Genomic DNA, 24,882 nt, shown 5'->3' with positions numbered 1-24,882 from the left:
TTGACCCTCAAAGAGTCGAGTCCTTGAGGGTCAGATTGTCAGGGATTCAGAACCCAGGCGCTTACTTCAACGCCCGCGCCAAAAAGGCTTGTGTGGTCTGGTGCGAAGGGTGGTCAAACACCGCTTCGGGCGGGCCTTCTTCGATGATCCGACCGCTGTCGAGGAAACAGATCTTGTCGGCGGCCTCGCGGGCAAAGCCCATTTCATGCGTGGCCATCATCATCGTCATGCCCTGTTTCTTGAGCATCAGCAGAACATCCAGCACCTCGCCCACAAGTTGGGGATCGAGGGCCGAGGTGATCTCATCAAACAGCATGACCTCAGGCTGCATGGCCAAGGCGCGCACGATGGCGACGCGCTGCTGCTGCCCGCCCGACAATTGGTCGGGATAGTTGTTCATCCGGTCGGCCAACCCGAACCGGGTGAACAGCGCTTCGACCTCGGGCTGCAATTCAGCGCGCGTCAGCCCACGCACCCGGCGGGGCGCGAGCATGACATTCTCAAGCGCGGTCATATGCGGAAACAGGTTGAAGCTCTGGAACACGATCCCGATCCGGGCACGCACCGATTGCGGGTTCAGACCGGGGATCGAGATATCCTCGCCATCCAGAAAGATCGCGCCGTCTTCGATGGGTTCCAGCAGGTTGATACAACGCAGCAGAGTCGACTTGCCCGACCCGGATGCGCCGATCAAGCAAACCATTTGGCCCTCATCAACGGTGAGATTAATCCCGTCACAGACCGTGCGGTCGCCAAAGCGTTTCACCACGCCCTGAAGTTCTAGTTTGGGCATCAGCGCCTCTCTCGCATTTGGCGGGCCATCAGGTGATCGGCGTAGCGTGTGGCGGGGATGGTGACGATCAGGAAGATGATCGCCGCGCCCACATAGGGGGTGAAATTCGCCAGTAGCGATTTGAATACCCCCGCCTGACGGAAGATCTCGACCGGGCCGATAAAGCTGAGCAGAGAGACATCCTTTTGCAGCGCAATCAGCATGTTCATCTGTGAGGGCACCACGTTGCGGATCGCCTGCGGCAACACCACGTCGCGCATCACTTGCCGTTCCGACAGACCCAGCGACAATGCGGCGGCGCGCTGGCTGTGGTGGACGCTGTCGATGCCTGAGCGGAAGATTTCAGCCACATAGGCCGAGTAAGTCAGGATCAGCGCCAGCGAGCCCCATATGTAAGGCGAATTCCACGGGCGCGGCAGGCCCAGCCCCGGTATGCCGAAGCCGATCAGATAGACCGTCAGGATCACAGGCACGCCGCGAAAAATGTCAGTGAACGCCGCGCCAAAGATGCGCAGCGGAAACAGGGCGGGCGATTTGGCATCCCGCGCCAAGGCAATCAACAGGCCAAGCACGGCGATCGCCGGTGCGGACCACAAAAAGATCATCACGTTGATCCGAAACGCTTCAAGCAGTTTCGGGAAGGTTTTGACAAGCGTCTCGCCGTTAAAAAAGCTCTGCTGAACCTTCGACCAGCCCGGAGCCAGCGGCACCAGAAAGTAAATCGCGGCCACAACTGTGACCGTGCTTATCGTGGCGATCACCAACGACCTGCGTCGTTGGTGCGCCTCGTACCGTTCGCGGCGGGTCATCCCCGCCGCCTTATGATCTGCCATGTTACTTGATCAGAGGGACACCAGTGGTGTCCTGCAGCCATACGGCTTCGATTTCGGCCAGTTTGCCGTTAGCTGCCAGTGCCGCCAGCGCCTCGTCCACGCAGGCTTTCAGCGGGTTGCCTTCTTCCATCAGCATGCCGAAATGATCCGGATTGTCATTTTCATCCGCCGGGAACTGACCGATGACCTTTGAGCCTTCGATCATCACCGCGCTGAGGAACAGGGCGGTGGGCAGATCGAACAGGGCCGCATCAATCTGGTTGGCCGACATGGCGGCGTTAACGTCAGCATTGTCGCCATACAGCAACGGGTCGCTGTCGGGTTGGATGATGCTGGCCAGTTTCGGCACCGCCGTGGTCGAGCCGACGGCCCCCCATTGCAGGCCTTTCAGCGCTTCAAGCGTCGGGGCAGTGTCGGTCGAATTGGGGCTGACCAGAACTGCCATCGGGGCGGTGTAGTAAGGGGTAGAGAAATCGACCACCTGATCCCGTTCGGGCGTGATCGAGTATTGCTGCATGTTGACGTCAAATTCCTTGGCGCCGGGTTGGATCGCCTCATCGAACGAGGATCGGACCCAGACCACATCATCGGCCGCGAACCCCATTTCTTCGGCGACGGCGTAAGCCACAGCAGCCTCGAACCCTTCGCCACTTTCAGGCGCGTCATCAATCACCCACGGATAGTAGGCCGGGTTGCCCGTTGCGATGGTGAATTTGCCGTCTGTCAGCGTTTTGCCGGCAGCGCATTGTTCTTGCGCATAGGCCGCTGTTGACAAAAACAGAATTGAAGTTGCCGCGATCGAGAGTGTCTTGGACATCCGATACAAACCTCCTGTTGGATTGGGTTGCGGTCAAAGTAATTCTGCCTAACCCGACTGTCCAGCGGATGCTTGATCGTCGACCATCATGAGGGGTTGGCGTTCATGTGTCCGATGACATTGTGCCGGTCTCTTCGCCTGCCAGGAATCCCAAGGACGGCACAGTGAGGAAACCTGTTGCATCAGTGACCGCACGCTCGGCCAACGGTCGGAATGTGGCGCAGGAACTGGCAATATTCTGCCGGGGAGCAGCTGGGCTCTTTTCTTTTTCCTAAAGATATTATTAAAACTGCTTCACCACTCAAACCGGCAAAGAACCTTCTTGCAGTACAACGCACGCAATACCGATACGATCTGGTCGCGCCTGCCCGGCGTCGCGCGAATTGCCGTTGTTTTGGGACTTTTCAGTCTGATCTCGGCCTGTGCTAAGAATCCGAATGAGGTGGACTTGGATCCCGAACGTCAGGCCATGGCGTTGCAAGAGGTCTCAAGAAAACATGCGCTGGGACAAAGGGTGTGGTGCGTGCCCTACGCACGCAACCTCAGCGGCATCGAAATTCGTGGCAACGCCAAGGATTGGTGGGGCAAGGCCCGCAATGGGTTTGACCGGGGTAATGAACCGGAGGTCGGTGCGGTGATGTCGTTTCGGGCCACCAGAGGGATGCCCCTGGGACATGTGGCTGTCGTGTCCGATATTGTCACCGAGCGGGAAGTCATTGTGAACCACGCAAACTGGCTCCGGAATAAGGTGTCGTTGCAGATGGGCGTGAGGGACGTGTCCAAAAACAATGATTGGACGCTTGTTCGGGTTGAAAGCCGGCCGGGCAGTTACGGCAGTTCGTACCCGGTGAACGGGTTTATCTATCCGAATTTTGGTGAGTAATCTAAGCTCTCCGCGCCCCCGCCGGTAGCTGATACGGTGAAGCCGAGCGTCCGACGTGCCGCTGTCATCCGGGCGCGTGTGTTCGGTGGCGGGTATGTTTACTTTGACACATGATCAATGACTGCAGGGCAGCGCAAAGCAGCCACTTGAAAACCAGGTGGCTTCCTCATCTAACGATATCCGTCTGGGTCGTTAGGGGTGTGTAGCAATGTGCCTTCAAACGCGTCGAGATCATCAGTCATTTGCAGCCAAGGCAATTTGCTTTGCTTGTTGACGTGAAAAGTCGGTTTGAAATCTTCCGGGTTTTCGAGCGACGCTGCGTAAAGGTGCATACCACCAGGATAATGATCGGCTTCAAATCCAATAGGTGATCCGCACGTCCCGCAAAAGTGCCTGAAAACGCCTTTGGAACTTTCATAAGTGCCGGGTTTATCACCGGTCCACTCAAAGTTCTCTATCGGCACGCCTAACCAGGCAACCACCGGCGCGGCACAATTCCGACGGCAATCATCGCAGTGGCAATAGCATGCCCATGTTTGACTGCCCTGGTAGGCCCAGCTCGTTCTTTTACACAGACAATACCCGTGCGTCGCCATTCGATTTCCCTCCCAACCTCCTGAAACATAGGACGCAGGTAAGTTTTGAGATGGATATTTTGGGACGTTTCATCAGCAGAAAACGTCGGCGCTCAGGGCCAATTTGGACTCTTTCCCGCCATTTGAATGAAAATTGAGTATCTTTGGCATCAGCTCATACGCTTGGCTGATGTCCTCATGAAAAGAAACCCGCCGAAATTTGGCGGGTTTCATGTGGTTCAATGGTAGTTCGTTGCCTAGATCAGCCGAACACACGCCCCAGCGCGCCGTCTACGGCGTCGGTGATCTGATCGATGTCGTCCGCTGTCGCGATCAGCGCCGGTGAGAAGCACAGCGTGTTGTTGCGGCTGGGGATCGAGCGGTTGGTGGCACCGATGATGACGCCCTGCGCCATACAATCTGCGACAACGGCCTGAACGCGCTTTTCGTCCATCGGATCCTTGGTGGTCCGATCGGTTACCAGCTCGGCGCCAAGGAACAGACCCTTGCCGCGCACGTCGCCGATGACTTTGTGCTTTTCCATCAGCGCCTGCAGGTTGCCCATCATGCGATCACCCATGTCGACGCAGTTCTGCAGCAGGTTTTCATCCTGAATGATGCGCATGTTTTCAACCGCTGCCGCCGGACCGGCAGTGCAGCCACCAAAGGTCGAGATATCACGGAAATAGTTCATCGGGTCTGCCGCGTCGTCTTTGAACATGTCAAAGACTTCCTCGGTGGTGACCATGCAGGCGATCGCGGCATAACCCGAGGCAACGCCCTTGGCCATGGTCACGAAGTCCGGCTTGATGCCGTACTGCTGATAGCCGAACCACGTGCCGGTCCGACCTACGCCGCAGACAACCTCGTCAATGTGCAGCAGGATGTCGTATTTCTTACAGATCTCCTGCACGCGGGGCCAATAGCCTTCAGGCGCTTCGATGACGCCACCGCCTGCGGTCACGGGCTCAAGGCACAGGGCGCCAACGGTGTCGGGGCCTTCGCGCAGGATGACCTCTTCGATCTGATCTGCAGCCCATTCGCCAAAGTTCTCTTCCGGTGCGCCGTCCAGCTCGTGCTTGCGGTACTCCATGCAGTGAGGCACGCGCACGAAATCGGGTGCAAAGGGACCGTACTGCGCGGTGCGCTCGTCCTGACCACCTGCCGACATGGTCGCCAGGGTGGAGCCGTGATAGTCGCGGTCGCGATACAGGATTTTGGTTTTCTTGCCGCCATATTTCTTGTGCGCGATCTGGCGGATCATCTTGAACGCCTTCTCGTTCGCCTCAGAACCTGAGTTGGTGTAGTACACGCGGCTCATGCCCGGCATCTTGTCGATCAGCATTTCCGCGAAATTCGAACCGGGGATCGAGCCTGCGGTGTTGGCGAAGTAGCACAGCTTCATCAGCTGGTCATAAACCGCCTTACAGATAGATTCGCGGCCATAGCCCACGTTCACGGTCCAGACACCGCCTGATACGGCATCCAAGTGCTCTTTGCCCTTTTGGTCCCACACGCGCATGCCTTTGCCTTCGACAATGATACGGGGATCGTTGGTCTCAAACGGCTTGTGCTGGATCAGGTGATGCCAGAGGTGGGCGCGGTCGGCTTCGACGACGCGGGAAAGATCGTTTTCGTTGAACGTGCCGTCCATGACATGTCCTTTCAAAAGTGGGGCGCGCGGGGAATCAGTAGGTCCCGGCGGGCGCAAAGTGACGTGATACTGCAGATCAACGCGAATGGTGCGCGTGAAGTAGGGCCAGATTAGCCCATAGGATATCTCCAGTGTAGCTCAAACGCGTATTAATACGGGTTTGTTATGACGTAAACTTTGTGCTCAATACGACAATCTGACGAGTTTGGGAGGATCGCCGGATGACAGCCACACCTATCTACCAGCAACATCTGGATAAAACCCCGGCGAATTTCACGCCGTTGTCTCCGCTGAGCTATCTTGAGCGGACGGCGGCAGTGTATCCGGATTACCCATCCGTTGTGTATGGCGAGCGCCGGTATAGCTGGGCAGAAACCTATGCGCGGAGCCGACGTCTGGCCAGCGCGCTGACTACGCGTGGCGTAGGCGTGGGCGATACAGTCTCGATCATCGCGGCCAATATCCCCGAGCTGTATGAGGCGCATTTTGGCGTGCCCATGGCAGGGGCGGTGCTGAACGCGATCAACACGCGGTTGGATGCGCCGATCATCGCCTTCATTCTGAACCATGCCGAAGCCAAGGTTCTGCTGGTCGATCCCGAGTTTTCAGGCGTCGTGAAACAGGCGTTAGGACAGGTGGATCACAACATTCTGGTGATCGACATCGAAGACGCCAGTATTGACGGTGGCGAGCGATTGGGAGATCTGACCTATGAGGGTCTGTTGGCCGAGGGTGATCCGGAGTTCGACTGGTCTTTGCCCGAAGACGAATGGGATGCGATCACGCTGAACTATACCTCGGGCACCACCGGCAACCCCAAGGGTGTAGTCTATCACCACCGCGGCGCGGCGCTGAACGCGACGTCGAACATTCTGACATGGGGGATGCCGCAGCATTCGGTCTATCTGTGGACCTTGCCGATGTTCCACTGCAACGGCTGGTGTTTCCCGTGGACGATGGCGGCCAATGCGGGCACCTCCGTCTGCCTGCGCGCCGTACGGGACGAACCGATCTATCGCGCCTTCCGAGAAGAGGGCGTAACGCATTTCTGCGGCGCGCCGATCGTGCTGAACATGCTGGCCAATGCACCGGATCACCTCAAGGATTTCACGCAGCAGATCAAGGCGATGACCGCTGGCGCTCCACCGCCGGCCAAGGTGATCGAAGCGATGGAAGGGATGGGTGTCGAGGTTACCCATGTCTATGGGTTGACCGAGACTTATGGTCCATCCGTCGTCTGCGCCTGGAAGGACGAATGGAACGACAAGGGTGCAGAGGACCGCGCCGCGCTCAAGGTGCGTCAGGGTGTGAAATACGTGGCATTGTCTGGCTTGATGGTCGCAGACCCTGAAACCATGGAGCCTGTTCCTTCGGATGGCGAAACCATGGGTGAGATATTCATGCAGGGCAACATTGTCATGAAGGGCTATCTCAAGAACGCCGAGGCGACAGACAAAGCCTTCAAGGGCGGGTGGTTTGCCTCGGGAGATCTGGGCGTGATGCATCCGGATGGCTATATCGCGCTGAAGGATCGGTCCAAGGACATCATCATCTCGGGCGGCGAGAATATCTCATCCGTTGAGGTCGAAGACACGCTTTATAAACACCCGGCCGTGATGGAGGCGGCGGTGGTGGCCCGCCCGGATGAGAAATGGGGTGAAACGCCGTGTGCATTTGTTGAATTGAAACCGCAGGCAGAGGCGAATGAGGCGGAGATCATCGCTTTCTGCCGGGATCATATGGCCCATTTCAAAGCACCCAAGACGATTGTCTTCGGGGCGTTGCCGAAAACGTCGACGGGGAAGATTCAAAAGTTCATCTTGCGCGATCGCGCGCGTGAGCTGGGTTAATCAAAGATCGACAGATCAAGCTCCAGCATCTCACCCATCCAAATGGCGCGATCCCGATGATCGGCCAAGTGATCGCCGGTTTCTGGATGGGTAAAGATGGTCAGCCCTTGCCGGTTTAGGATCAGCCAGGGAAAGACCTGATCAAAGGCTTCGGCGGGAAAGCCCAGCTGGCAACTCCATCGCGGATGCGGGCCAACATTGCGCGCATGCATGTGGCCCATCTGGACAGCGGGAAACAGACGCGCGGCCTCTTCACAGACCTGCCGTGCCGTGTCCTGAGTGTCGGCGTCGAAATAGACATGGGCGTGGTAGCCGGTGATCTTGGGCATGGGGTTCTCCATCTGTCGTTGCATAGAAACCTAAGGACGGCGCGAGGATTTGTGCACCCGCACCGCCACACAGACTCTGTGCGCCGGTTCAGAGCGAAGCGTGCAGGTCAGGATGGGCTGCGGCAAAGGCCGAATGCTCGGCGCAGACGGCCTCGACTGCTGTCAGGCGTGGCATATCGGATAGATCAACTTCCCACCGGCGCGCATTATAAAGCTGTGGGATCAGGCAGATATCGGCCAGACCCGGCGTTTCACCGGTGCAGAACGGGGATTGATCAAAGCCGCCCAGCAGCGATTCAAACGCGAGCAGACCCGGCCGGATGAAGTGACGCATCCAGTCGCCGGGCATGTCGCCTGCACCTTGGGTGAGCGCGGTGGCATGTTTGGCAACCGACAGATTGCAGACCGGATGGATATCCACCGCGATACTGTGCGCCAATGCCCGCGCCGCGGCTCGCTTGGCCGGATCGGTTGGCAACAGACCCAGTTCGCGGGTCTCATCCAGATAATCGATGATCGCCAGCGATTGGGTCAACCGAACCCCATCGATATCCAGCACCGGGACCAGACCCTGCGGGTTGCGGTCCAAATGATCCGGGGCGCGATGCGCCCCATTCACCAGATCCACGACGACCGGGCGGTAGGTGATCCCAGCCAGATTCAGTGCAATCCGCACCCGGTAACTGGCGGACGAACGCCAGTAATCAAACAGAACCACTTCGGACATACGATGGTTAGCCTTTGCTTAGTTCCTTGGCATGCAGCCAGTCGGCATGCTGAGGGGCTCGTTTGGTGCGCGACCATTCTTCGAGCATATCCCATTTGACCGAATCCAGCCGGGCCAGCATGGCCTCTTCCTCGGGGTCGGGGCAAGCCAGTTCCACCCGGTGACCGTTCGGATCGAAGAAATAGATCGAATGAAAGATCGAATGATCCGTGACACCCAGAACCTCGACGCCGTTGGCTTCGAGATGGTCCTTGAATGCGATCAGCTCATCACGGTCCTTCACCTTGAATGCGATGTGCTGCACCCAAATCGGCGTGTTGGGATCGCGCCCCATTTCCGGCTTGGTAGGCAGCTCAAAAAACGCCAGCACATTGCCATTTCCGGCATCCAGAAACAGGTGCATGTAGGGATCAGGTTCATGGGTGGAGGGCACATGGTCTTCGGCAATCGCCAGAATGAAATCCATGTTCAGCATCTTGCCATACCATTCAACGGTCTCTTTCGCGTCCTTGCAGCGATAGGCGACGTGGTGAATCTGTTCGATTTTCATGGGCTTACTCCTGTTTCAGGGCTGCGGCGTCCAACGCCTGCTTCAGCACCGCGTTGTCGCCGATGTGGTTTGCCAGAACCAGCACAAGGCGCGCGTTGAACGCATCGCTTTCGGCTTTCTCAAGCCCTTCATGGGCGGCCACCAGATCGGCATAGAAATCGTCTGCCTGGGTCAGATTGGATGAGAGGATCAGATCAGCCATGTCGCTTACTCCTTGCCTGTGGCGCGGCGCACCGCGTGCCGGAATGCATTTTCTTCGTAGGTGTCGCGGCGGGCGGCCACGTGCTGATCGGGACGGATCAGATAGACCGCTCCGCTGGCATCGCCTAAATAGCGGCGCTTCAGCGTCAGGGTCGGGTCGTCTTTGACCGAGAGTGCCAGGCGTTTGACGATGATGCCATCGACCTCGATCTCATCTGGTGCATCGGCGTCGATGGTCAGCAGCGTGAACTGTCCAGCCAGTTTAGGCAGTAGAAAGCCGTCACCCAAAGGCGCATCGGGACAGGACGCTCCGGGACGCGTCTGCGTCGGCCCGTTCAACGCATCCGCCGAATTCAACGACGAACCGTCATAGACGCAAGGTACGCTCAGGCGGCCAGAATTCACCATCGGGCGGGCGAAGTCATAGTGCTCGCTCAAGTCCAGCACCGCATCGCGCAGGATGCGTGACATCTGCGATTTCGGGGTGATGAAATCGGTCGAGCGAGTCGAGTTCAGGATATTCTCGTCCGCGCCGTGAATGCGTTCCTGATCATAGCTGTCCAGCAAAGATTCAGGTGCGCTGCCATCGATCACCAGTTTCAGTTTCCAGCACAGGTTGTCGGTATCCTGCACGCCCGAGTTTGCGCCCCGTGCGCCAAACGGGCTGACCTGATGGGCACTGTCACCGGCAAAGATCACGCGGCCATGGCGGAATTGCTCCATCCGGCGGCACTGGAAGGTGTAGATGCTGACCCATTCCAGCTCGAAATTTACCTCCTCGCCCAGCATGGCCTTGAGGCGCGGGATCACGTTTTCCGGGCGCTTTTCGCGTTCCTTGTCGATATCCCATCCCAGTTGCAGATCGATGCGCCAGACGCCATCGGGTTGTTTATGCAGCAACGCAGATTGGCCTTTGTTGAAGGGCGGATCGAACCAGAACCAGCGTTCCGAAGGGAAATCGGCCTCCATGATCACATCAGCGATCAGGAAGTTGTCTTCGAACACGCGGCCCACAAAATCCTTACCCATCATGGCGCGCATGGGTGAGCCCGCGCCGTCGCAGGCGATGACCCAATCCGCCTCGATGGTGTATGAACCCTCAGGCGTTTCGACCTCAAGCTTGACGTGATCGGGGTGGGTTCCAACGGCTTCGACCTTGTTGCGGCCGCGGATTTCGATCGGTGCACCCTGCGCTTGCAATTCGCGGACGCGGTCGACCAGAAACTGCTCGAAATAGTATTGCTGCAGGTTGATGAAGGCCGGGCGCTGATCGCCGCTGTCGGGCTGCAGGTCGAACTCGTAAACCTGACGTTCGTCGAAGAACACTTTGCCCTTGTTCCAAAGAACGCCCTTGTCCACCATCGGCTGCCCGCAACCCAGTCGGTCGAGGATTTCCAGCGGGCGCTTGGCAAAACAGATGGCGCGGCTGCCAAAGCTGACCTTGTCGTTGTCGTCCAGCACCAGCACCTCAACCCCTTGCTGGGCCAGATCGATGGCGGCGGCCAGACCCACCGGACCGGCCCCAACAACGATGACCTTGTGACGCACGGGCGCTGGCGCGGATTGATCCGGGCTGGCCTCGTAGGCATAAAGTGGAACTTCGAAAATCTTGTTCACGGTCTCTCTCCCAGTTCTGGTGCAGCGGGCACAACTCATCTGTTCTCCGGCGGGATAGCGCCGGAGGGTTGGTCTTAGCGTTTCACTGTCAAATCCGGGCCGCCACGATCTGGATCAAATCCGGCCCGGAATTCTTAGCCCTGCAGGGCCTCCCACATCTCAAGATCGCGCTGGGCGGTCCAGATGCGGGGCGTGTCGATGCCGCGCGCTTCGTCATAGGCGCGGGCAACGTTGAACGGCAGGCAGTGTTCGTAGATCGCATAGTCGGCGAATTTTGGGTCGCATTCTGCGCGCACGGCGTCCCAGGCTTCTTTCAGACTGCCGCCGCGCGCCGCGACTTTTGCTGTTGGGCGGTAAGTGCTTTCGACGAAATTGCGGGTGTTTTCGATGGCGGCATTGACCATGTCCTTGCCGACCAAGGCATCCCCACGGCCCGGAGCGATGGCGTCCACGTCAAACCACTTGATCTCATCCAGTGTATCGCCCCAGTCGCTGAAATGCCCGTCGCCGCAATAGCAGGCCGAGTGGTATTCGACGATATCGCCCGTGAACATGACGTTCTGATCGGGCACATGGATGACGATATCGCCTGCAGTGTGCGCGCGGCCCAGATGCATCAGGTCGATCCGGCGGTTGCCCAGATAAACCGTCATTGTGTCGCTGAAGGTGGTGGTGGGCCATGTGAGGCCGGGGATGCTTTCGTGTCCTTCAAAGAGACGCGGGAAGCGTTGGAATTCGCTGTCCCAGTCTTCCTGACCGCGTTCAACCACCATGGCGCGCGCCATATCCGACATCAGGATCTGTTGCGCACCAAAGGCGCTCGCGCCCAGCACGCGTACTGCGTGGTAATGGGTCAGCGCCACATGGGTGATCGGCTTGTCAGTCACCGACCGCACGCATTCGATCACCTTGTTGGCCAGACGCGGGGTCGCCTGCGCCTCGACAATCATCACGCTGTCATCGCCGATGATCACGCCCGAGTTCGGGTCGCCTTCGGCGGTGAAGGCATAGAGCCCTTCGCCCACCTCGGTGAACGAGATTTTCTTTTCCGACATGTCCCCCTGGGACGCAAATGCCTTGGCCATATCAGTGATTTCCCTTCTGGACAGCGACTGGCTTTGATGATGTTGTCGCCATATGTTTGAACGTCGATTTTTGCCTTATTGGGCAACCGCTTGTGTTGTCATTGCCTGCGCCATCATCCTGCTGTGGATGGGCCGCGAACCGATTTGCAAATGCGGTTATGTCAAGCTGTGGCATGGTGAAACCTTCAGTTCCGAAAGCTCGCAGCATCTGACCGATTGGTACACGCCCAGCCACATCATTCATGGCTTTCTGTTTTACGGTCTTCTGTGGCTGGTGGCGCGCCGCCTTGCCGTTGGCTGGCGGTTGTTCATCGCCACCTTGATAGAAGTCGCGTGGGAGATTTCCGAGAACACCAATGCCGTGATCGAACATTACCGCGCGGTCACGATCTCGCTGGATTACTACGGCGACAGTGTCGTCAACTCGATCGCCGATATTGGCGCGATGATGCTGGGGTTCTGGTTGGCGCGTCGCCTGCCGATCTGGATGACGGTCACCATTGCGCTGGGATTCGAGATCCTGACCACCACGCTGATCCGCGATGGTCTGACGCTGAACGTGCTGATGCTGCTTTATCCCATCGAGGCCGTTAAGGACTGGCAGAGCGCGCTCTGAATATGCGGACTGGACCTGCATCAATCTCTGGCGAATGGATTTTCGAGTGCGGGCAGCACGGTGCCGGTGCAATCGCCGAACCCGATGGTATAGCCGTCGCCCTTGGCTGCGCCGGTCAGGGTCAGCGTGTCGCCGTTCTCGATGAAGGTGCGGGTCTCGCCTGTGTCCAGCGTCAGTGGCTCTTTCCCGCCCCAGCTGAGTTCCAGAAGTGATCCGCGCTCTGGCTTGTTCGGCCCCGAAATGGTGCCGGACCCCAACAGGTCGCCCGTGTTCATCGGACACCCAGACGTCGAGTGATGCGCTAACTGCTGCGCCGCCGAGTAGTACATCTCGCGATAATTGGTTCGTGCGATGGTCGTGGCGTCTTTATTCTCTGGCGCCATCGTTACGGATAGATCGATGTCATAGAGCATCGGGCCGCAATCCTTCAGGTGGTCCAGCAGGGCAAACTCACGGTCGGGCGTATCGCAGCGGAACGGTTCCAGCGCCGCTTTGGTCACGATCCACGGGCTGATCGAGGTCGCGGTCGCCTTGGCCTGAAATGGCCCCAGCGGCTGGTATTCCCAGGCCTGAATATCGCGCGCGGACCAGTCGTTTAGCAGGACATAGCCAAAGATGTTGTCATCGGCTTCCTGCACTGAAATTGGGCCGTCAGACGGTGTGCCCACGATTGCACCCATCTCTAGTTCGATATCAAATCGACGGCTGGGCAGGAAAGCAGGCAGGTCCTGATCGGGCGATTTCAACTGACCCCAGGGGCGACGGATATCCGTGCCTGAAACGACAACAGACGAAGCGCGGCCGTTATAGCCGATGGGGATGTGCAGCCAGTTCGGCGGCAACGCGTTTTCCGGGCCGCGGAACATGGTGCCCACGTTCTGGGCATGGTGGCGGCCCGCGTAGAAATCGGTGTACTCGCTGACGGCAAAGGGCATGTGCATCTCGGCCTCGTCCTGCGGGATCAGCAGACCTTCGATCTTGTGCTGTTCGTCCGAATCTTCAGCCAATAGCGTAGATAGGCGGTCGCGCAATGCAGCCCATACGGCAGGGCCTTCTTCCATCAGCGGATTCCAGAAGGGCAGATCGAACAGCGGCTCATCCGACAGCGTGATTAATCCATCAGCTTCGGCAGCAGTCACGTCGAAGATCATGTCTCCGATGGCGACGCCGCAGCGGGGCTCGGTGGATTCGGTCGAGAACACGCCATAAGGCAGGTTGTTCAGCGGGAAGGGGTGGTCGGCGGAATTGGCCGATGCGACCCAGGATTTCTTCAAAGGCATATTGCGTCCTTATGTCTTTCGGTTACGAGGCGGCGCGCAGGGATTTGAAGCCCAGCAGGACTGCCGCCAATATCATGAAGCTGCCACCGATCCGGTCGAGCCAAAGCCTTGCCGGCCCCTGCAGGCGCCGGGCCAGCCAACTGGCAGTGGAGCCATAGGCCATCAGAAACAACCCGTCTATGATCAGATATGTGGCCGAGAGGATGGCGAATTGCGGCCAGAAAGGCAGCGCGCCATCGATGAACAGCGGAAACAGAGCGGCGAAGAACACCACTGCCTTGGGATTCGCGGCAGAGGTGATGAAGCCCTGCATCCAGAGCGTCTTGCGGCTGGCAAGTGGCGCATCGTTGGTTTCGGCAACGCGTGCCTTCACGATTTGCTTGACGCCGAGATAGACCAGATAGGCCACGCCCAACCACTTGATCACGGTAAAGGCGGTCCCGGACGTGGCGATCAGGGCAGCCAGACCCAGACCGGCGGCCAACATTTGAAAGAAATTGGCCGTCAAATCACCCGCAGCGGTAAAAAAACCTCGCCGCAGCCCATTGGTTGCCGAGTTCGACAGCATCAGCAACTGGCTTGGCCCCGGTGTGCTCATCAGCAACAACACCGTCGCCACATAGGTGATCCAGATATCAAAACTCATCTCGTCTCCGGTGATCCTTCAACTTGTCACTTGTCGAATAATAGTTGATTTTGTAACTAACAAGGATGACCCAGCCTAAAAATGACCAAAAAGATGAGTTTGATTTGCGAAATTTCCTGCCGTTCCTGTTGAATCAGGCGGCCGAGGAAAGTTCGCTTGAGTTTCAGCGCGTTTACAAGGATCGCTACGGAATGCTGCGCACCGAATGGCGGGTGCTGTTTCATCTGGGCAATCATGGTGAGATGACCGCACGCGACATTGTTGAGCGTGCCAAAATCCACAAAACCAAGGTCAGCCGTGCGGTCAGCCGATTGCAACAGCGCCGATATTTGCAAAGGTTGCGGGATGAAAATGACCGGCGGGTTGAGCGGCTATCGCTGACCTCGGCTGGCCAGAAGGTTTATCGTGAGCTAAGCGGTATCGCGCAGGATTATGATCAGAAACTGGCATCGCGTTTCACCACGGGTGAGGCCGCTTTGCTGCGCATGATGCTGCGACGTCTGGCCGGAATGGATTAGGGTACTGGTAATCCGGTGCAGCTGCCCCCAGATCAACGTCATAACGGACACAGGAACGACACATGACAGCGCCGGATTCCCCAACGGCAAAATCCCATGATCTGATAGATTGGTTGGTGACCCGAGGCCTGGAAGGGGCCGACAAACAAGAACTTCTGGACGGGTATTGCACCCGTTTAGTTGATCTTGGTGTGCCCTTGATGCGCTTTCATGCGGCGCAACCGGCCTTGCATCCCGTCTATGGCGGAACGGGCTATAGCTGGTACCGCAGCAAAGGAAGTAATCTGGAAACCTTCGAGTATTCCGAAGAGCCCAGTGAAGTTTGGACACAAAGTCCGCTATATGCCGTATTGCACGAAGATATCGATGCTATCCGTGAACGGCTGGTCGACCAGAACGAACCCAGCCGCTTTCCCCTGCTAAACGAGTTGCGGGAAAACGGAGCCACGGACTATTACGCGACTGGCATCAGCTTTGATGTGCCGGCTCAACGCAACCCCTATGATGCGAAAGAGGCAATCGACGGCGTCTTGATGTCCTGGTCCAGCAATGCGCCGGAAGGATTCTGCGACGATGATCTGGACGTGATCAATACGGCGCTACCGCATCTGGGGCTGGCTCTGAAGTCAGCCTCGAACGCGCGGGTGTCGAAAGATTTGATGCGGGTTTATCTGGGGCGCGATGCCGGTCGTCGGGTCTTGTCCGGTGAAATCCGTCGCGGGTCACTGCAGCAGATTGATGCGGTGATCTGGAACTTCGATCTGGAAGGGTTCACCAGCCTGTCAGAAGAGATGCCAGGGATCGAAGTCATAGATATGCTGAATGACTACCTGGGTGTGGTGGTCGATGTTGTTCATCAATGCGAAGGCAACATCCTGAAGTTCATGGGCGACGGTGTCATGGCGATGTTTGATGTCGGCGAGATCGATGCCGATGCCCGCGCTGCGCTGGCTGCGGCGACCATGCTGCAAGAGCGTATGGCCGAATTGAACACTCAGCGGAGTTCACGGGGACAACCGGTTTCGAACTATACGCTGGCATTGCACTCTGGTGAGATCCTCTATGGAAACATCGGCTCCGAAAGTCGGCTGGATTTCACGGTAATTGGTCCGGCGGTCAACCAGACGTCCAGAATTGCGGGGATGCATCGGTCACTGGGGCAGCGCATCCTGATTTCCGACGATGTAGCCCGTGCGGCCCATCCCTGCGATCAGGATCTGATCTCGGTCGGTCGCTATATGTTGCGGGGCGTGGCAGAGCCGAAAGAGCTGTTTACGATTTACAGAACGGCGGGCTAACCGATCACCGACACCTGTGCCAACGCGTGCGACTGCTGCTGCGCACGATTTCATAGAATGAAATCGATCCGGAAACTTTTAAATTTTCCGGGGTCTTGGGCGGATATGTTGGGTAATTCGAGCTGTGGTCGCTCAGAAATCGATCTCAACACCCGGCAAGCTCAGTTCCTTCATCATGTCGCGCAGTTCCTGGCGTGCGGCGATGTTGGAGATATTGAGCTGCTTGACCCCGATATCCTTGAGGTCCAGCAAAGTCAGTCCGCGCGGGAACAACTCGCGGAAAATCACTCGCTCGGAAAAGCCCGAGGCGACGCGGAAGCCGATGCGCTGTGACAGCATCTCGATCGCGCGTTGCATCTTTTCCTTGTTGACCATGCGCTGGGTGCCGACCCGGTTGCGGACGACGACCCAGTCGATCGGTTTCAGCCCAGCTTGGGCGCGCAGTTGGCGGGCATTCCAGACCATCTCGGAATAGACTGAGGGGCCAAGGATTCTCTCACCTTTGGAATCGATCCGCGCCAGCAGGTCAAAATCGATGAAACTGTCGTTCAGCGGTGTAATCAGCGTATCGGCCAGCGAATGTGCAACCTGGCTGAGTCGAGTGTGCGAACCTGGGCAGTCGATCAGGATGAAATCGCTATCGCTTTCCAGTTCGGCCACGGCGGCCGAAAGGCGGTGGTCATAGATGTTTTCACCGGGTTGCAGAGCGCTGGCGTCAATCTCGGGCAGGTCGTGGTGGCGTGGGCTGGGCAGAGACAGGTCCGAGCCGTTCAGGAAGTTCAAGCGGTTCTCGAAATAACGACCCAGACTGCGCTGCCGCAGGTCAAGATCGAGTGTGCTGACCTTGTGCCCCAGCCGTGCCAATGCAGTGGCCACATGCATCGACACGGTTGATTTGCCTGCGCCGCCCTTTTCGTTCCCGACCACAATGATATGTGCCATGCCTGTATTCCCAAGTCCCGCCGTGTTTGCCTACACGTTGTTGGCAGCCACTATATGTTGTGTAGGCCGGGAAGGGAAGAACCTCGGGCCGTCTTGAGCGGTATTATCAAGCCTCAAATTGGAAAAGTGCTTGGTACTTGGGGGTTAGGGTAAATCCTTGCCAAACACACACCCCTGTTTCACTGTCCATCCTATGGATTTGTGATCGAGGGCAGCCGTTGGACCATCTGTTTCTGAATGTCCTGAACGTGGTTCTGCCCGTTCTGATCTGCGCTGGAATCGGTTATGTTCTGGCGATTATCAAGGCCCCATTTGATAACAAGGTCATTGGCGGGATCGTCTCGCGGGTCGGGTATCCGACTCTGATCATCTCGCACTTGTCGACCACCCAGATCGCGGTGGGAACCTTTCTTGATGTCATGACGGCCGCCGCTTTGGCGATTGCGGGTTTTGGCCTGTTGGGATTCGCCGCGCTCAAGCTGATGCGACTGCCCGTGCGGGCATTTCTGACGCCACTGATGCACGGCAATGTCGGCAATGTCGGTCTGCCCATTACCCTTTTGGCGCTGGGTGATGCGGGCATGGCCTATACGATGGCATTTGTGGTGGTTGTGCTGATCAGCATCTTCACAATCGGCATGTGGATTCCGGCCGGAGAATTCTCACCCAAGAAACTGGCGACATCGCCGATTATTTACGCGGTCGCGTTGTCGCTGGTGCTGATGGCCACGGGCACCAGCCTGCCGCAGCCGGTGGCCAAGTCCTTTGATATTCTGGGCGGGCTTTCGATCCCGCTGATGTTGCTGACGCTGGGCCATACGCTGGCGACGCTGCGGATCAAAAGCCTTGGGCGCGCCGTTTTACTGACAGCGCTACACCTGCTGATGGCTGTGGTGATTGCCAGCGCATTGGTCTGGACCTTCGGTTTCACCGGGGCCGAACGAGGCGCGGTGATCCTGTGCTGTTTGATGCCATCTTCCGTCGCGACCTATTTGTTTATCGATCAGCATGTGCCTGAATACGGGCCAGACGTGGCCGGGTTCATTCTAGTTTCGACTCTGTCCACGATCCTGGTGCTGCCGTTGGCGCTGTCCTACTGGATCTAATAGGCGCTGGGCGCGCAGCGCGCTAAAAACAGTATCTATCAGCAAAAAACCGTTTAATAATAGGCACAACACGGTGCCCGAAGGGCCAGCGCGCTATTCCTGAACGGGGGACAGGCAGATGCCAAAAGACGTCACTGAGGACATATCCGGCGCGGGAGGGGCACGTCTGGTTCTGGTGATGACCGCGCTGTGCATGATGGTTGTTGGCTTCAACACAACCGCCGTTGCGACGATCCTGCCAAATCTGAAGGCCGAGTTCGATCTGTCGCCTTCCAGCCTGCAATGGGTGATGGCGATCTATACAGTGGTTAGCGCGACCCTCGTTACCATCGTCAGCCGACTTGGCGATATCACCGGCAAGATGGGCGTCTTCTTTGCCGGAATGATCGTGTTCGGTCTTGGCTCGGCTCTCGTACTGTTCTCACAAGATGCAGCCATGCTGCTCGCGGGTCGCGGGGCACAGGGCGCAGGCGCAGCGGCGCTGTTTGGCACCTCACTTTCGCTGCTGACCGCCGCCACGCCCGAGGAGCAACGGGCCAGCGTCACCGGAGCCTGGGGCGCAATCGTCGGGTTGGCAATCGGCGTTGGTCCGATCGTCGGCGGTGCTTTTGCGCATTACCTCAGCTGGCGGGGCGTGTTTGCCACCGATCTGGCGCTGCTGATCGTGGCCTTTGTGGTCGGGTTGCGGGTCAGTAAAGAGCATTACGTCCCCGACACCCGTCTTGCAGGCGCAAAATTCGATCTTTCGGGGGCAGTCGCACTAGTCCTGCTGCTTGGCCCGTTGTCCTTTGCGCTCAGCAATGGGGAAAGCCACGGATGGGCCACAAGATCGACCCTGATCCCGCTTGCTGTGTCGGCTGTGGCGGTGATTGCGCTGGTCATCACCTCGCGCCGCAGCGCAGACCCCCTGATCGAGCTGCGGTATTTCCGCCACCCCCGCTATTTCATGGCGGCGGCAGGGATGTTCATCACCGGCTTCGCGCTGTTCAGCTTTTTCGTCTATTTCAACGTCTTCGTGCAATCGCCGGATGCATTCGGCCTGTCTGCCGTCGGGGCCGGGGTGGCGATCCTGCCACTAAGCCTCAGCATGTTCGTCGTGTCGGTGGTCGCCCCGCGCTTTCTGGCTCCTTACAGTTTTCGATGGCCGGTGATTTTGGGCATGGGGTTCATGGCTTGCGGGTTCCTGCTGTTGACCACAACGACGAACACAACCGGAATGGGTGCGATTTGGTGGAAGCTGGTCATCATCGGGATCGGGATGGGCATCGGCTTTTCGCTGCTGCCGCGTCTGGGCTTGCGCTTGTTGCCAGAGGAGCATGTGGGTCAGGGGTCGGGCGTGGTGAATGCGTTTCTTTATTTTGGGGCCACGCTTGGTGCGGTGGTCGGCGGGTTGGCCGAAGCGATCACCACGCGGCGCGGTCTGACCGAAGTGATCAACGCCTTGCCCACCGGGTCCGAGCAACGGGCTGATCTGGCCCATGCGCTAACACATGGCACCGCCAGTCAGGTGCAGCAGCTGATCGCGGCGCTTGATCCGAGCACGGGCGAGGCTCTGGCGCGTGCCCTGCGGGACCTTCAGGATGATGCCTTTAACAGCGCCATGTTCGTCGCTGCCGTGGCCACGTTTTTGGGGATGATCCTAGCTACCGTGCTGCTGCGAGGCCCCGTACCCCCACCGCACAGCGCCGTTGATCTGACCAAGGACTGATTGTCAGCGGGTCCCTTGTGACCATCGCCCAATCGGCCTAGGTTTTCGCCATGTGTGGAAAATTTGCAGCCGGTCACCTGACGCAGCGGGAAATGCTGGCGATTACCGAGTATTTTCTCTACGGCAAGGTCTCGCCTGATCTGCCCGAACAGCTGCCTTCGGGTGGGTACAATGTGTCTCCGACCAATCGGGTTGGCATGGTCCGTTGGGACGGCGACCGGGCCGAGCTGGCGACGGCGCGCTGGCAGATCAAGGACCCGCGCAGCAAGAAGCCGATGATCAACTCGAAGATCGAAAATGTCAGCTTCTGGCAGGAGTACTGGAACAAGGGGCGCTGTCTTATTCCGGCGCTGGGCTATTACGAATGGCCCAAGGATCAGGGCCATGATTGCCCGGTTTACATCACGGTTCAGCGCAATGCCCCGGTGATGTTCTTTGCGGGGTTTTACCGAACGGATGACGGCAGCCATAGCTGTACAATCCTGACCCGGCCACCCAGCCCTCAGATCGCGCATATTCACAGCCGAATGCCGGTGATCCTGACCCCGGATGAGATCGAAAGCTGGCTATCGGGCGTCACAACTGCGCAAGTGGCGCAGCAGTCGTTGGGCACGCAGTACGAAGGCCGGTTCGAATATCACACCGTTAAACCCATTAAACGCGGGGCCGAGGGTGAGGACATGATCGAGCCCTACACGCCGCCCGTCCAGACCGGGTTTGATTTCTGAGCCTGCAGTAAACGCGGCAGGAGAACAAAAAAGGCCGCCCAAACAGGACGGCCTTTCGCATCTTGAATAAAGTCCGACTTAGAAGCCCAGACCTTCGTATTTCTTCTTGAACTTCGACACACGGCCGCCAGCGTCCATCAGGCGCGATGAGCCACCGGTCCATGCGGGGTGCACGGAGGGGTCGATTTCCAGAGCCAGCTGGTCGCCTTCGGCGCCCCAGGTGGATTTCATCTGAACCACGGTGCCATCGGTCATTTTGACGTCGATGAGGTGATAATCGGGATGGATGTCTTTTTTCATCTTTCCGCTCCTTACGCCTCGGCGCCAGCCTTGGGCTTGTAGTTGGTGACTTCTGCGATACGTGCGGATTTACCACGACGGGTACGCAGATAGTACAGTTTGGCGCGACGAACGCGGCCACGGCGGACAACGGTGATGCTGTCGATGTTGGTCGAATGCAGTGGGAACACACGCTCCACGCCTTCACCAAACGAAATCTTGCGAACGGTGAACGAACCGGCGATGCCGCTGCCACCTTTGCGCGCGATGCAGACGCCTTCGTAGTTCTGCACACGGGTACGCGACCCTTCGGTCACTTTAAAGCCGACACGGATGGTGTCACCGGCTTTGAAATCGGGGATGTCTTTCCCCAGGGCGGCAATCTGTTCCGCCTCAAGCTGTGCGATCAGGTCCATCGCATTTACTCCTATCTGCTCGTGGTTGGTCCACGAAGTTTGGGCACGGCCTGAGAGCTCTTGGTCTTCACCGGGTCCTGCGTACAGCCCGCCAGAGGTCAGATCGAATGTTCCTTTTGGTCCGGTCCGCCCTGTCGCGCTGTGGCCGAAGAAAGCCGGGCGTCACGTCAGGATGCAAACCAAAACACCGGAGTCGCGTAACGCCACACCGGATTGCGCTGCTTTACGGGCTTTGCGGGCGGGGATCAAGACTTATTCGTGGGGAAACAGGTGAGTTTTTGCCGCCCGTCAAATCCGCCGTTGCCTTGTCCGCCAGATCAGGCATTCTGGGATCAATTATAAGAGCAGATATTTGATACAGGATCATAAGATGCGCAAAGCAATCCTGCTGGCCGTTCTGGCACTTGCACTCGTCTCATGTGGCCGCCGCGGCCCGCAGCCACAGGCGGTTGAGCCGCAGGCCTTCGCGGACACGACCCCGCCTTCGATCATCTACCCCGCCTTTGGTGACGCTGACCCGCACCCGTGGGAAGGTCGCCACCCCGGCCAGTACCCCGTGCACGGGCTGGATGTCTCGCGTTGGCAGGGGCCGATTGATTGGCGCACCGCACAGAAGAACGGTGTCAGCTTTGCCTTCATCAAAGCCACCGAGGGCGGAGATTTTACCGACCCGATGTTCGACGAGCACCGACGCGGCGCACAAGCTGCCGGAGTGCCGTGGGGGGCCTATCACTATTACTATTTCTGCCGTCCGGCCCATGAACAGGCGCGTTGGTTCATCCAGAACGTGCCCAAAGGGGCCGACCTGCCGCATGTGCTGGATATGGAATGGACGCCTCATTCCAAAACCTGCACCCTGCGCCCTGATGGCCGAACCGTTCGGGCCGAGGCGCAGCGGTTCCTTGATATTCTCGAGCGCCACTATGGCCGACGCCCGATTGTCTACACGACGGTAGATTTCTACGGCGACACCGATATCGGACGACTTCCCAAAACCGAGTTCTGGCTGCGCTCGGTCGCGGGCCACCCGCGCAACGTTTATCCAGGCTCGGTCTGGCGGTTCTGGCAATACACCGGCACCGGGCTGGTGCCGGGGGTTCAGGGTAAGGTGGACATCAACACCTTCAACGGCACGCCGGAAACCTGGGCGTTGTGGAAGGCAACCCGTTAGTCTTAGCCCTTATCTTCTGATTTTCGATAGGCGTCCCACAGATCGGGCCGCCGTTCGCGGGTGATCTGTTCCGACATTTCATGACGCCAATCCGCAATGCGTCCATGGTGGCCTGACATCAGGATCTCGGGGATCGGGCGGCCTTTCCAGTCGGCGGGGCGAGTGTATTGCGGATGCTCCAATAAGCCAGAGGAAAAGCTCTCCTCTTCGGCTGAGGCCTGATTGCCCAGAACGCCCGGGATCAGCCGCACGGTGGCGTCGATCAGGGCCTGCGCGGCGATTTCACCCCCGGTCATGACAAAATCACCCAAGCTAATCTCTTGCACGCCGTAATGTTCCAGCACGCGCTCATCGACGCCTTCGAAACGACCACATAACAGGGTCATGCCATCGCAGCGAGCCAGGTTTTGCATCATTTTCTGATCCATCCGACGCCCACGCGGGCTGAGGTAGATCAACGGCCAGTTGCCCTGGATGCCCGCCATTGTATGCTCAATGGCCTCACCCAGCACATCGGCACGCAGCACCATGCCCGCACCGCCGCCCGCCGGGGTGTCATCCACATTGCGGTGCTTGCCGATCCCGAATTGGCGCAAATCCACAGTTTCCAACTGCCATAGCCCTTCTTGCAGGGCCTTGCCGGTCAGGCTTTCGCCCAGAACACCGGGGAAGGCAGATGGGAACAACGTGATGATCTTGGCCTTCCACACCCCGTGCAGATCGGGCGTCGGCGTCATCAACTCGCGCGGCTTCAACGTTGGACGGATGGCTTTGCGGCCATGGGACTTTCCGGGTTTATCTGTCATCTCGAGCCGATCAGATCATTCTGGGTGCTTTGAACCAAAGCCGTCTTTTGATCGATCAGCGCAGCATCGTCCAGATCGGATCGGTTCATTTCCAGCATCTGCTGCAAGACATCCTCGGGCAGGCGTGGGTTTGATCGGGTCGGGCCTGCCAATTCGGCGGCTTTGTCCGCAGGCAGGTCAAGGAATTCAGCAAAAGTGCTTCCAAGCCCATGTCGCTGGCCCTGCAGGTCTTCCAGCCATTCGGTGCGGACCGAGACCGAGGGCAAACGGTCGCGCACAGCCGCAGCAGCAATCTGAGGCGACGGCACCGGTTCAAGTCTTGCGCGGAAAGTCTCAAAATCCTGAATTAGGCGTGATCGTTGAAGATCATGTGCCCACAGGCTGCGCAGCCAGCTTCCGCGTTGGCGCAGCGAGTAGTAGATCGTGATATGCACCTCTTCCCCGGCAAACCGGTCGCGGATCAGGCCGACAAGGCACGAGGCGAGCTCGGGCGCGGCCTCATATCCCACCGCGACATTGCGGCTGGGGCGCAGGCCCGAGAAATTCTCTTCGCTCAGAACCAGCCCGCGCTTCTGGCCGAATTCCAGTGAATTCAGGAAGTGACGCATCTGATCCTTGAAATCGCTCATCGCGCCGGGGGTGCCGTAGACGGAATAGCGTGTGGCTGCTTCGGACAAGCCGGTTTTGCGGGTCCGATAGGGCAGGACCAAAGCATGGTGCGGCCAGATCAGTGAGCGGTTTTCGAACAGAAAGGACTGTGCCGCCGTTGTCCCGGTCTTGTGCAGACCCAGATGCAGCAACACGCGGCGCATTACAGCAGGCCCTCGGGCGGATCAGCGATGATGCGGCCCTTGTCCAGATCAACGGTCGGAACGGATTCGAGTGTAAACGGCAGCAGCACGGTGGCCTTTAAGCCCGGCCCATGCAGTTCCAACAGATCCGCCGCACCGTGATTTTGCACCGATTTCACTCGGCCCAGCAGCGTGCCGCCGGTGTCATAAACCTCAAGCCCGATAAGGTCGGTGTGGTAAAACTCATCATCCGGCAGCGACGGCAATTGATCGCGCCGCGCATAAAGGCGCAGACCGTTCAGCGCATCCGCCGCTTCCTTGGTCTCAATGCCACCCAGCCGGGCGGCAAAGCCGTTCTTGATCGCGCGGGTCAGGACTAGGGGATAGCGCTCTTTACCTTCTTCGTCTGTCAGCGGCGAATAGCCTTCGATATCCTCGGGGACGGCACAGAAACTTTTCAGCCGCACCTCGCCGCGCACCCCATACGAGCCCGCGATGCTGCCTACGCAGATCAGATCACTCATTTCGACCATCCGTCACACATAGCCCGTCCCGCCATTGTCCGATCACCTCGCACGCCTCGCGCTGGTTCGAGCGTTCGAAGAATACGCCCACAATAAATGCGATCGCCAGCAGGATGGGAAGACGTAACAATCCGAACAT

29 protein-coding genes are annotated in these 24,882 nt (G+C 58.3%); 9 read left to right on the top strand and 20 right to left on the bottom strand.

Annotated features, from left to right (window positions below):
• Positions 1-61: 61 nt before the first annotated feature.
• The 3 genes from AC2TEM_RS15590 to AC2TEM_RS15580 are packed head-to-tail and all read right to left on the bottom strand — an operon-like array spanning position 62 to position 2,443.
• Positions 62-793 (bottom strand): amino acid ABC transporter ATP-binding protein, encoded by a 732-nt coding sequence (locus tag AC2TEM_RS15590; protein WP_170425080.1) that lies wholly within the window; start codon positions 791-793, stop codon positions 62-64.
• Positions 793-1,626, bottom strand: coding sequence for an amino acid ABC transporter permease (locus AC2TEM_RS15585; RefSeq protein WP_010437538.1), 834 nt, complete (start codon positions 1,624-1,626; stop codon positions 793-795). The genes AC2TEM_RS15590 and AC2TEM_RS15585 overlap by 1 nt, the downstream gene beginning before the upstream one ends.
• 1 nt (position 1,627) lies before the next feature.
• A complete protein-coding gene (locus AC2TEM_RS15580; RefSeq protein ID WP_170402438.1) occupies positions 1,628-2,443 on the bottom strand; it encodes an ABC transporter substrate-binding protein in 816 nt (271 codons plus the stop codon).
• A 322-nt stretch (positions 2,444-2,765) separates the two neighbouring features.
• Between AC2TEM_RS15580 and AC2TEM_RS15575 the strand changes: the two genes are divergently transcribed.
• On the top strand, positions 2,766-3,326 hold the full coding sequence (locus AC2TEM_RS15575; protein WP_170392689.1) for a CHAP domain-containing protein: 561 nt from the start codon (positions 2,766-2,768) through the stop codon (positions 3,324-3,326).
• Between the two features lie 170 nt (positions 3,327-3,496).
• On the opposite strand, the gene AC2TEM_RS15570 is transcribed toward AC2TEM_RS15575, so the two are convergent.
• Entirely contained in the window at positions 3,497-3,922 is a 426-nt protein-coding gene (locus tag AC2TEM_RS15570) for a GFA family protein (protein WP_223116959.1), read from the bottom strand.
• 241 nt (positions 3,923-4,163) lie between these two features.
• Positions 4,164-5,555 carry an aminotransferase class III-fold pyridoxal phosphate-dependent enzyme gene (locus AC2TEM_RS15565; protein ID WP_170392687.1) on the bottom strand — a complete coding sequence of 464 codons (1,392 nt, stop codon included), beginning with the start codon at positions 5,553-5,555 and terminating at the stop codon, positions 4,164-4,166.
• A 221-nt stretch (positions 5,556-5,776) separates the two neighbouring features.
• Between AC2TEM_RS15565 and AC2TEM_RS15560 the strand changes: the two genes are divergently transcribed.
• Positions 5,777-7,405 carry an acyl-CoA synthetase gene (locus tag AC2TEM_RS15560; protein ID WP_170425084.1) on the top strand — a complete coding sequence of 543 codons (1,629 nt, stop codon included), beginning with the start codon at positions 5,777-5,779 and terminating at the stop codon, positions 7,403-7,405.
• Here AC2TEM_RS15560 and AC2TEM_RS15555 read toward each other — a convergent pair.
• From AC2TEM_RS15555 to AC2TEM_RS15530, 6 genes are all read right to left on the bottom strand, one after another.
• On the bottom strand, positions 7,402-7,734 hold the full coding sequence (locus tag AC2TEM_RS15555) for a DOPA 4,5-dioxygenase family protein (protein ID WP_170425086.1): 333 nt from the start codon (positions 7,732-7,734) through the stop codon (positions 7,402-7,404). The genes AC2TEM_RS15560 and AC2TEM_RS15555 overlap by 4 nt on opposite strands.
• Positions 7,735-7,822: 88 nt before the next feature.
• Positions 7,823-8,461, bottom strand: coding sequence for a maleylacetoacetate isomerase (maiA, locus tag AC2TEM_RS15550; RefSeq protein ID WP_170425088.1), 639 nt, complete (start codon positions 8,459-8,461; stop codon positions 7,823-7,825).
• 7 nt (positions 8,462-8,468) lie between these two features.
• On the bottom strand, positions 8,469-9,011 hold the full coding sequence (locus AC2TEM_RS15545; RefSeq protein ID WP_170392683.1) for a VOC family protein: 543 nt from the start codon (positions 9,009-9,011) through the stop codon (positions 8,469-8,471).
• A gap of 4 nt (positions 9,012-9,015) precedes the next feature.
• Positions 9,016-9,213, bottom strand: a complete 198-nt coding sequence (locus AC2TEM_RS15540) for a DUF2783 domain-containing protein (RefSeq protein ID WP_170392682.1) — start codon at positions 9,211-9,213, stop codon at positions 9,016-9,018.
• Positions 9,214-9,218: 5 nt separating this feature from the next.
• Entirely contained in the window at positions 9,219-10,829 is a 1,611-nt protein-coding gene (locus AC2TEM_RS15535) for an FAD-dependent oxidoreductase (protein WP_170402424.1), read from the bottom strand.
• A gap of 134 nt (positions 10,830-10,963) precedes the next feature.
• Positions 10,964-11,914 (bottom strand): MBL fold metallo-hydrolase, encoded by a 951-nt coding sequence (locus AC2TEM_RS15530; protein WP_170425090.1) that lies wholly within the window; start codon positions 11,912-11,914, stop codon positions 10,964-10,966.
• A 52-nt stretch (positions 11,915-11,966) separates the two neighbouring features.
• On the opposite strand from AC2TEM_RS15530, the gene AC2TEM_RS15525 reads away from it, so the two are divergent.
• Positions 11,967-12,530 carry a DUF2585 domain-containing protein gene (locus AC2TEM_RS15525; protein ID WP_170402422.1) on the top strand — a complete coding sequence of 188 codons (564 nt, stop codon included), beginning with the start codon at positions 11,967-11,969 and terminating at the stop codon, positions 12,528-12,530.
• 20 nt (positions 12,531-12,550) lie between these two features.
• Here the strand turns inward: AC2TEM_RS15525 and fahA are convergent, their stop codons facing one another.
• Positions 12,551-13,810 carry a fumarylacetoacetase gene (gene fahA / locus AC2TEM_RS15520; protein ID WP_170425096.1) on the bottom strand — a complete coding sequence of 420 codons (1,260 nt, stop codon included), beginning with the start codon at positions 13,808-13,810 and terminating at the stop codon, positions 12,551-12,553.
• 22 nt (positions 13,811-13,832) lie between these two features.
• The gene (locus tag AC2TEM_RS15515) at positions 13,833-14,456 is read right to left on the bottom strand and encodes a LysE family translocator (protein WP_170425099.1); all 624 of its coding nucleotides are present in this window, start codon (positions 14,454-14,456) and stop codon (positions 13,833-13,835) included.
• 65 nt (positions 14,457-14,521) lie between these two features.
• On the opposite strand from AC2TEM_RS15515, the gene AC2TEM_RS15510 reads away from it, so the two are divergent.
• Together AC2TEM_RS15510 and AC2TEM_RS15505 are read left to right on the top strand one after the other, a co-directional pair.
• On the top strand, positions 14,522-14,974 hold the full coding sequence (locus AC2TEM_RS15510; protein WP_170392676.1) for a MarR family winged helix-turn-helix transcriptional regulator: 453 nt from the start codon (positions 14,522-14,524) through the stop codon (positions 14,972-14,974).
• 62 nt (positions 14,975-15,036) lie between these two features.
• Positions 15,037-16,272 carry an adenylate/guanylate cyclase domain-containing protein gene (locus AC2TEM_RS15505; RefSeq protein ID WP_170392675.1) on the top strand — a complete coding sequence of 412 codons (1,236 nt, stop codon included), beginning with the start codon at positions 15,037-15,039 and terminating at the stop codon, positions 16,270-16,272.
• A gap of 132 nt (positions 16,273-16,404) precedes the next feature.
• On the opposite strand, the gene AC2TEM_RS15500 is transcribed toward AC2TEM_RS15505, so the two are convergent.
• Positions 16,405-17,214, bottom strand: coding sequence for a division plane positioning ATPase MipZ (locus AC2TEM_RS15500; protein ID WP_170402416.1), 810 nt, complete (start codon positions 17,212-17,214; stop codon positions 16,405-16,407).
• A gap of 218 nt (positions 17,215-17,432) precedes the next feature.
• On the opposite strand from AC2TEM_RS15500, the gene AC2TEM_RS15495 reads away from it, so the two are divergent.
• From AC2TEM_RS15495 to AC2TEM_RS15485, 3 genes are all read left to right on the top strand, one after another.
• Positions 17,433-18,320: an AEC family transporter gene (locus tag AC2TEM_RS15495; protein ID WP_480856297.1), complete on the top strand. Its 888-nt coding sequence runs from the start codon at positions 17,433-17,435 to the stop codon at positions 18,318-18,320.
• Between the two features lie 118 nt (positions 18,321-18,438).
• Positions 18,439-20,028, top strand: a complete 1,590-nt coding sequence (locus tag AC2TEM_RS15490; RefSeq protein WP_480856296.1) for an MFS transporter — start codon at positions 18,439-18,441, stop codon at positions 20,026-20,028.
• A gap of 50 nt (positions 20,029-20,078) precedes the next feature.
• Complete coding sequence (locus AC2TEM_RS15485; protein ID WP_480856295.1) at positions 20,079-20,756, top strand: SOS response-associated peptidase; 678 nt, start codon at positions 20,079-20,081, stop codon at positions 20,754-20,756.
• Positions 20,757-20,834: 78 nt separating this feature from the next.
• Here AC2TEM_RS15485 and rpmE read toward each other — a convergent pair whose 3' ends face one another.
• Both rpmE and rplS read right to left on the bottom strand, forming a co-directional pair.
• Positions 20,835-21,056 carry a 50S ribosomal protein L31 gene (rpmE, locus tag AC2TEM_RS15480; RefSeq protein WP_170542971.1) on the bottom strand — a complete coding sequence of 74 codons (222 nt, stop codon included), beginning with the start codon at positions 21,054-21,056 and terminating at the stop codon, positions 20,835-20,837.
• Between the two features lie 11 nt (positions 21,057-21,067).
• The gene (gene rplS / locus AC2TEM_RS15475; protein WP_039541573.1) at positions 21,068-21,451 is read right to left on the bottom strand and encodes a 50S ribosomal protein L19; all 384 of its coding nucleotides are present in this window, start codon (positions 21,449-21,451) and stop codon (positions 21,068-21,070) included.
• 370 nt (positions 21,452-21,821) lie between these two features.
• On the opposite strand from rplS, the gene AC2TEM_RS15470 reads away from it, so the two are divergent.
• Positions 21,822-22,622, top strand: a complete 801-nt coding sequence (locus tag AC2TEM_RS15470; RefSeq protein WP_170425111.1) for a glycoside hydrolase family 25 protein — start codon at positions 21,822-21,824, stop codon at positions 22,620-22,622.
• 2 nt (positions 22,623-22,624) lie between these two features.
• Here AC2TEM_RS15470 and trmD read toward each other — a convergent pair whose 3' ends face one another.
• Genes trmD through AC2TEM_RS15450 form a run of 4 tightly spaced genes read right to left on the bottom strand, consistent with a single transcriptional unit; the run spans position 22,625 to position 24,882 of the window.
• Positions 22,625-23,428, bottom strand: a complete 804-nt coding sequence (gene trmD, locus AC2TEM_RS15465) for a tRNA (guanosine(37)-N1)-methyltransferase TrmD (protein ID WP_170425114.1) — start codon at positions 23,426-23,428, stop codon at positions 22,625-22,627.
• Complete coding sequence (locus AC2TEM_RS15460) at positions 23,425-24,240, bottom strand: hypothetical protein (protein ID WP_480856294.1); 816 nt, start codon at positions 24,238-24,240, stop codon at positions 23,425-23,427. Before AC2TEM_RS15460 ends, trmD begins: the two co-directional genes overlap by 4 nt.
• Complete coding sequence (gene rimM / locus AC2TEM_RS15455) at positions 24,240-24,743, bottom strand: ribosome maturation factor RimM (protein ID WP_170425120.1); 504 nt, start codon at positions 24,741-24,743, stop codon at positions 24,240-24,242. Before rimM ends, AC2TEM_RS15460 begins: the two co-directional genes overlap by 1 nt.
• Positions 24,736-24,882, bottom strand: coding sequence for a hypothetical protein (locus AC2TEM_RS15450; RefSeq protein WP_170392664.1), 147 nt, complete (start codon positions 24,880-24,882; stop codon positions 24,736-24,738). Before AC2TEM_RS15450 ends, rimM begins: the two co-directional genes overlap by 8 nt.

The organism is Ruegeria sp. HKCCD3925, assembly GCF_057221175.1.
Note: the sequence above shows the minus strand (reverse complement) of the source record. Positions and strands in the feature narration are given on the sequence as shown.

Coding starts and splice junctions, on each gene's coding strand:
- AC2TEM_RS15570 (WP_223116959.1), bottom strand. CDS start 3,922: ATGGCGACGCACGGGTATTGTCTGTGTAAAAGAACGAGCTGGGCCTAC.
- AC2TEM_RS15460 (WP_480856294.1), bottom strand. CDS start 24,240: ATGCGCCGCGTGTTGCTGCATCTGGGTCTGCACAAGACCGGGACAACG.
- fahA (WP_170425096.1), bottom strand. CDS start 13,810: ATGCCTTTGAAGAAATCCTGGGTCGCATCGGCCAATTCCGCCGACCAC.
- AC2TEM_RS15555 (WP_170425086.1), bottom strand. CDS start 7,734: ATGCCCAAGATCACCGGCTACCACGCCCATGTCTATTTCGACGCCGAC.
- AC2TEM_RS15565 (WP_170392687.1), bottom strand. CDS start 5,555: ATGGACGGCACGTTCAACGAAAACGATCTTTCCCGCGTCGTCGAAGCC.
- rplS (WP_039541573.1), bottom strand. CDS start 21,451: ATGGACCTGATCGCACAGCTTGAGGCGGAACAGATTGCCGCCCTGGGG.
- AC2TEM_RS15560 (WP_170425084.1), top strand. CDS start 5,777: ATGACAGCCACACCTATCTACCAGCAACATCTGGATAAAACCCCGGCG.
- AC2TEM_RS15470 (WP_170425111.1), top strand. CDS start 21,822: ATGCGCAAAGCAATCCTGCTGGCCGTTCTGGCACTTGCACTCGTCTCA.
- rpmE (WP_170542971.1), bottom strand. CDS start 21,056: ATGAAAAAAGACATCCATCCCGATTATCACCTCATCGACGTCAAAATG.
- AC2TEM_RS15540 (WP_170392682.1), bottom strand. CDS start 9,213: ATGGCTGATCTGATCCTCTCATCCAATCTGACCCAGGCAGACGATTTC.
- AC2TEM_RS15585 (WP_010437538.1), bottom strand. CDS start 1,626: ATGGCAGATCATAAGGCGGCGGGGATGACCCGCCGCGAACGGTACGAG.
- AC2TEM_RS15485 (WP_480856295.1), top strand. CDS start 20,079: ATGTGTGGAAAATTTGCAGCCGGTCACCTGACGCAGCGGGAAATGCTG.
- AC2TEM_RS15500 (WP_170402416.1), bottom strand. CDS start 17,214: ATGGCACATATCATTGTGGTCGGGAACGAAAAGGGCGGCGCAGGCAAA.
- AC2TEM_RS15530 (WP_170425090.1), bottom strand. CDS start 11,914: ATGGCCAAGGCATTTGCGTCCCAGGGGGACATGTCGGAAAAGAAAATC.
- trmD (WP_170425114.1), bottom strand. CDS start 23,428: ATGACAGATAAACCCGGAAAGTCCCATGGCCGCAAAGCCATCCGTCCA.
- AC2TEM_RS15510 (WP_170392676.1), top strand. CDS start 14,522: ATGACCCAGCCTAAAAATGACCAAAAAGATGAGTTTGATTTGCGAAAT.
- AC2TEM_RS15580 (WP_170402438.1), bottom strand. CDS start 2,443: ATGTCCAAGACACTCTCGATCGCGGCAACTTCAATTCTGTTTTTGTCA.
- rimM (WP_170425120.1), bottom strand. CDS start 24,743: ATGAGTGATCTGATCTGCGTAGGCAGCATCGCGGGCTCGTATGGGGTG.
- AC2TEM_RS15490 (WP_480856296.1), top strand. CDS start 18,439: ATGCCAAAAGACGTCACTGAGGACATATCCGGCGCGGGAGGGGCACGT.
- AC2TEM_RS15545 (WP_170392683.1), bottom strand. CDS start 9,011: ATGAAAATCGAACAGATTCACCACGTCGCCTATCGCTGCAAGGACGCG.
- AC2TEM_RS15590 (WP_170425080.1), bottom strand. CDS start 793: ATGCCCAAACTAGAACTTCAGGGCGTGGTGAAACGCTTTGGCGACCGC.
- AC2TEM_RS15450 (WP_170392664.1), bottom strand. CDS start 24,882: ATGTTCGGATTGTTACGTCTTCCCATCCTGCTGGCGATCGCATTTATT.
- maiA (WP_170425088.1), bottom strand. CDS start 8,461: ATGTCCGAAGTGGTTCTGTTTGATTACTGGCGTTCGTCCGCCAGTTAC.
- AC2TEM_RS15505 (WP_170392675.1), top strand. CDS start 15,037: ATGACAGCGCCGGATTCCCCAACGGCAAAATCCCATGATCTGATAGAT.
- AC2TEM_RS15525 (WP_170402422.1), top strand. CDS start 11,967: ATGTTTGAACGTCGATTTTTGCCTTATTGGGCAACCGCTTGTGTTGTC.
- AC2TEM_RS15515 (WP_170425099.1), bottom strand. CDS start 14,456: ATGAGTTTTGATATCTGGATCACCTATGTGGCGACGGTGTTGTTGCTG.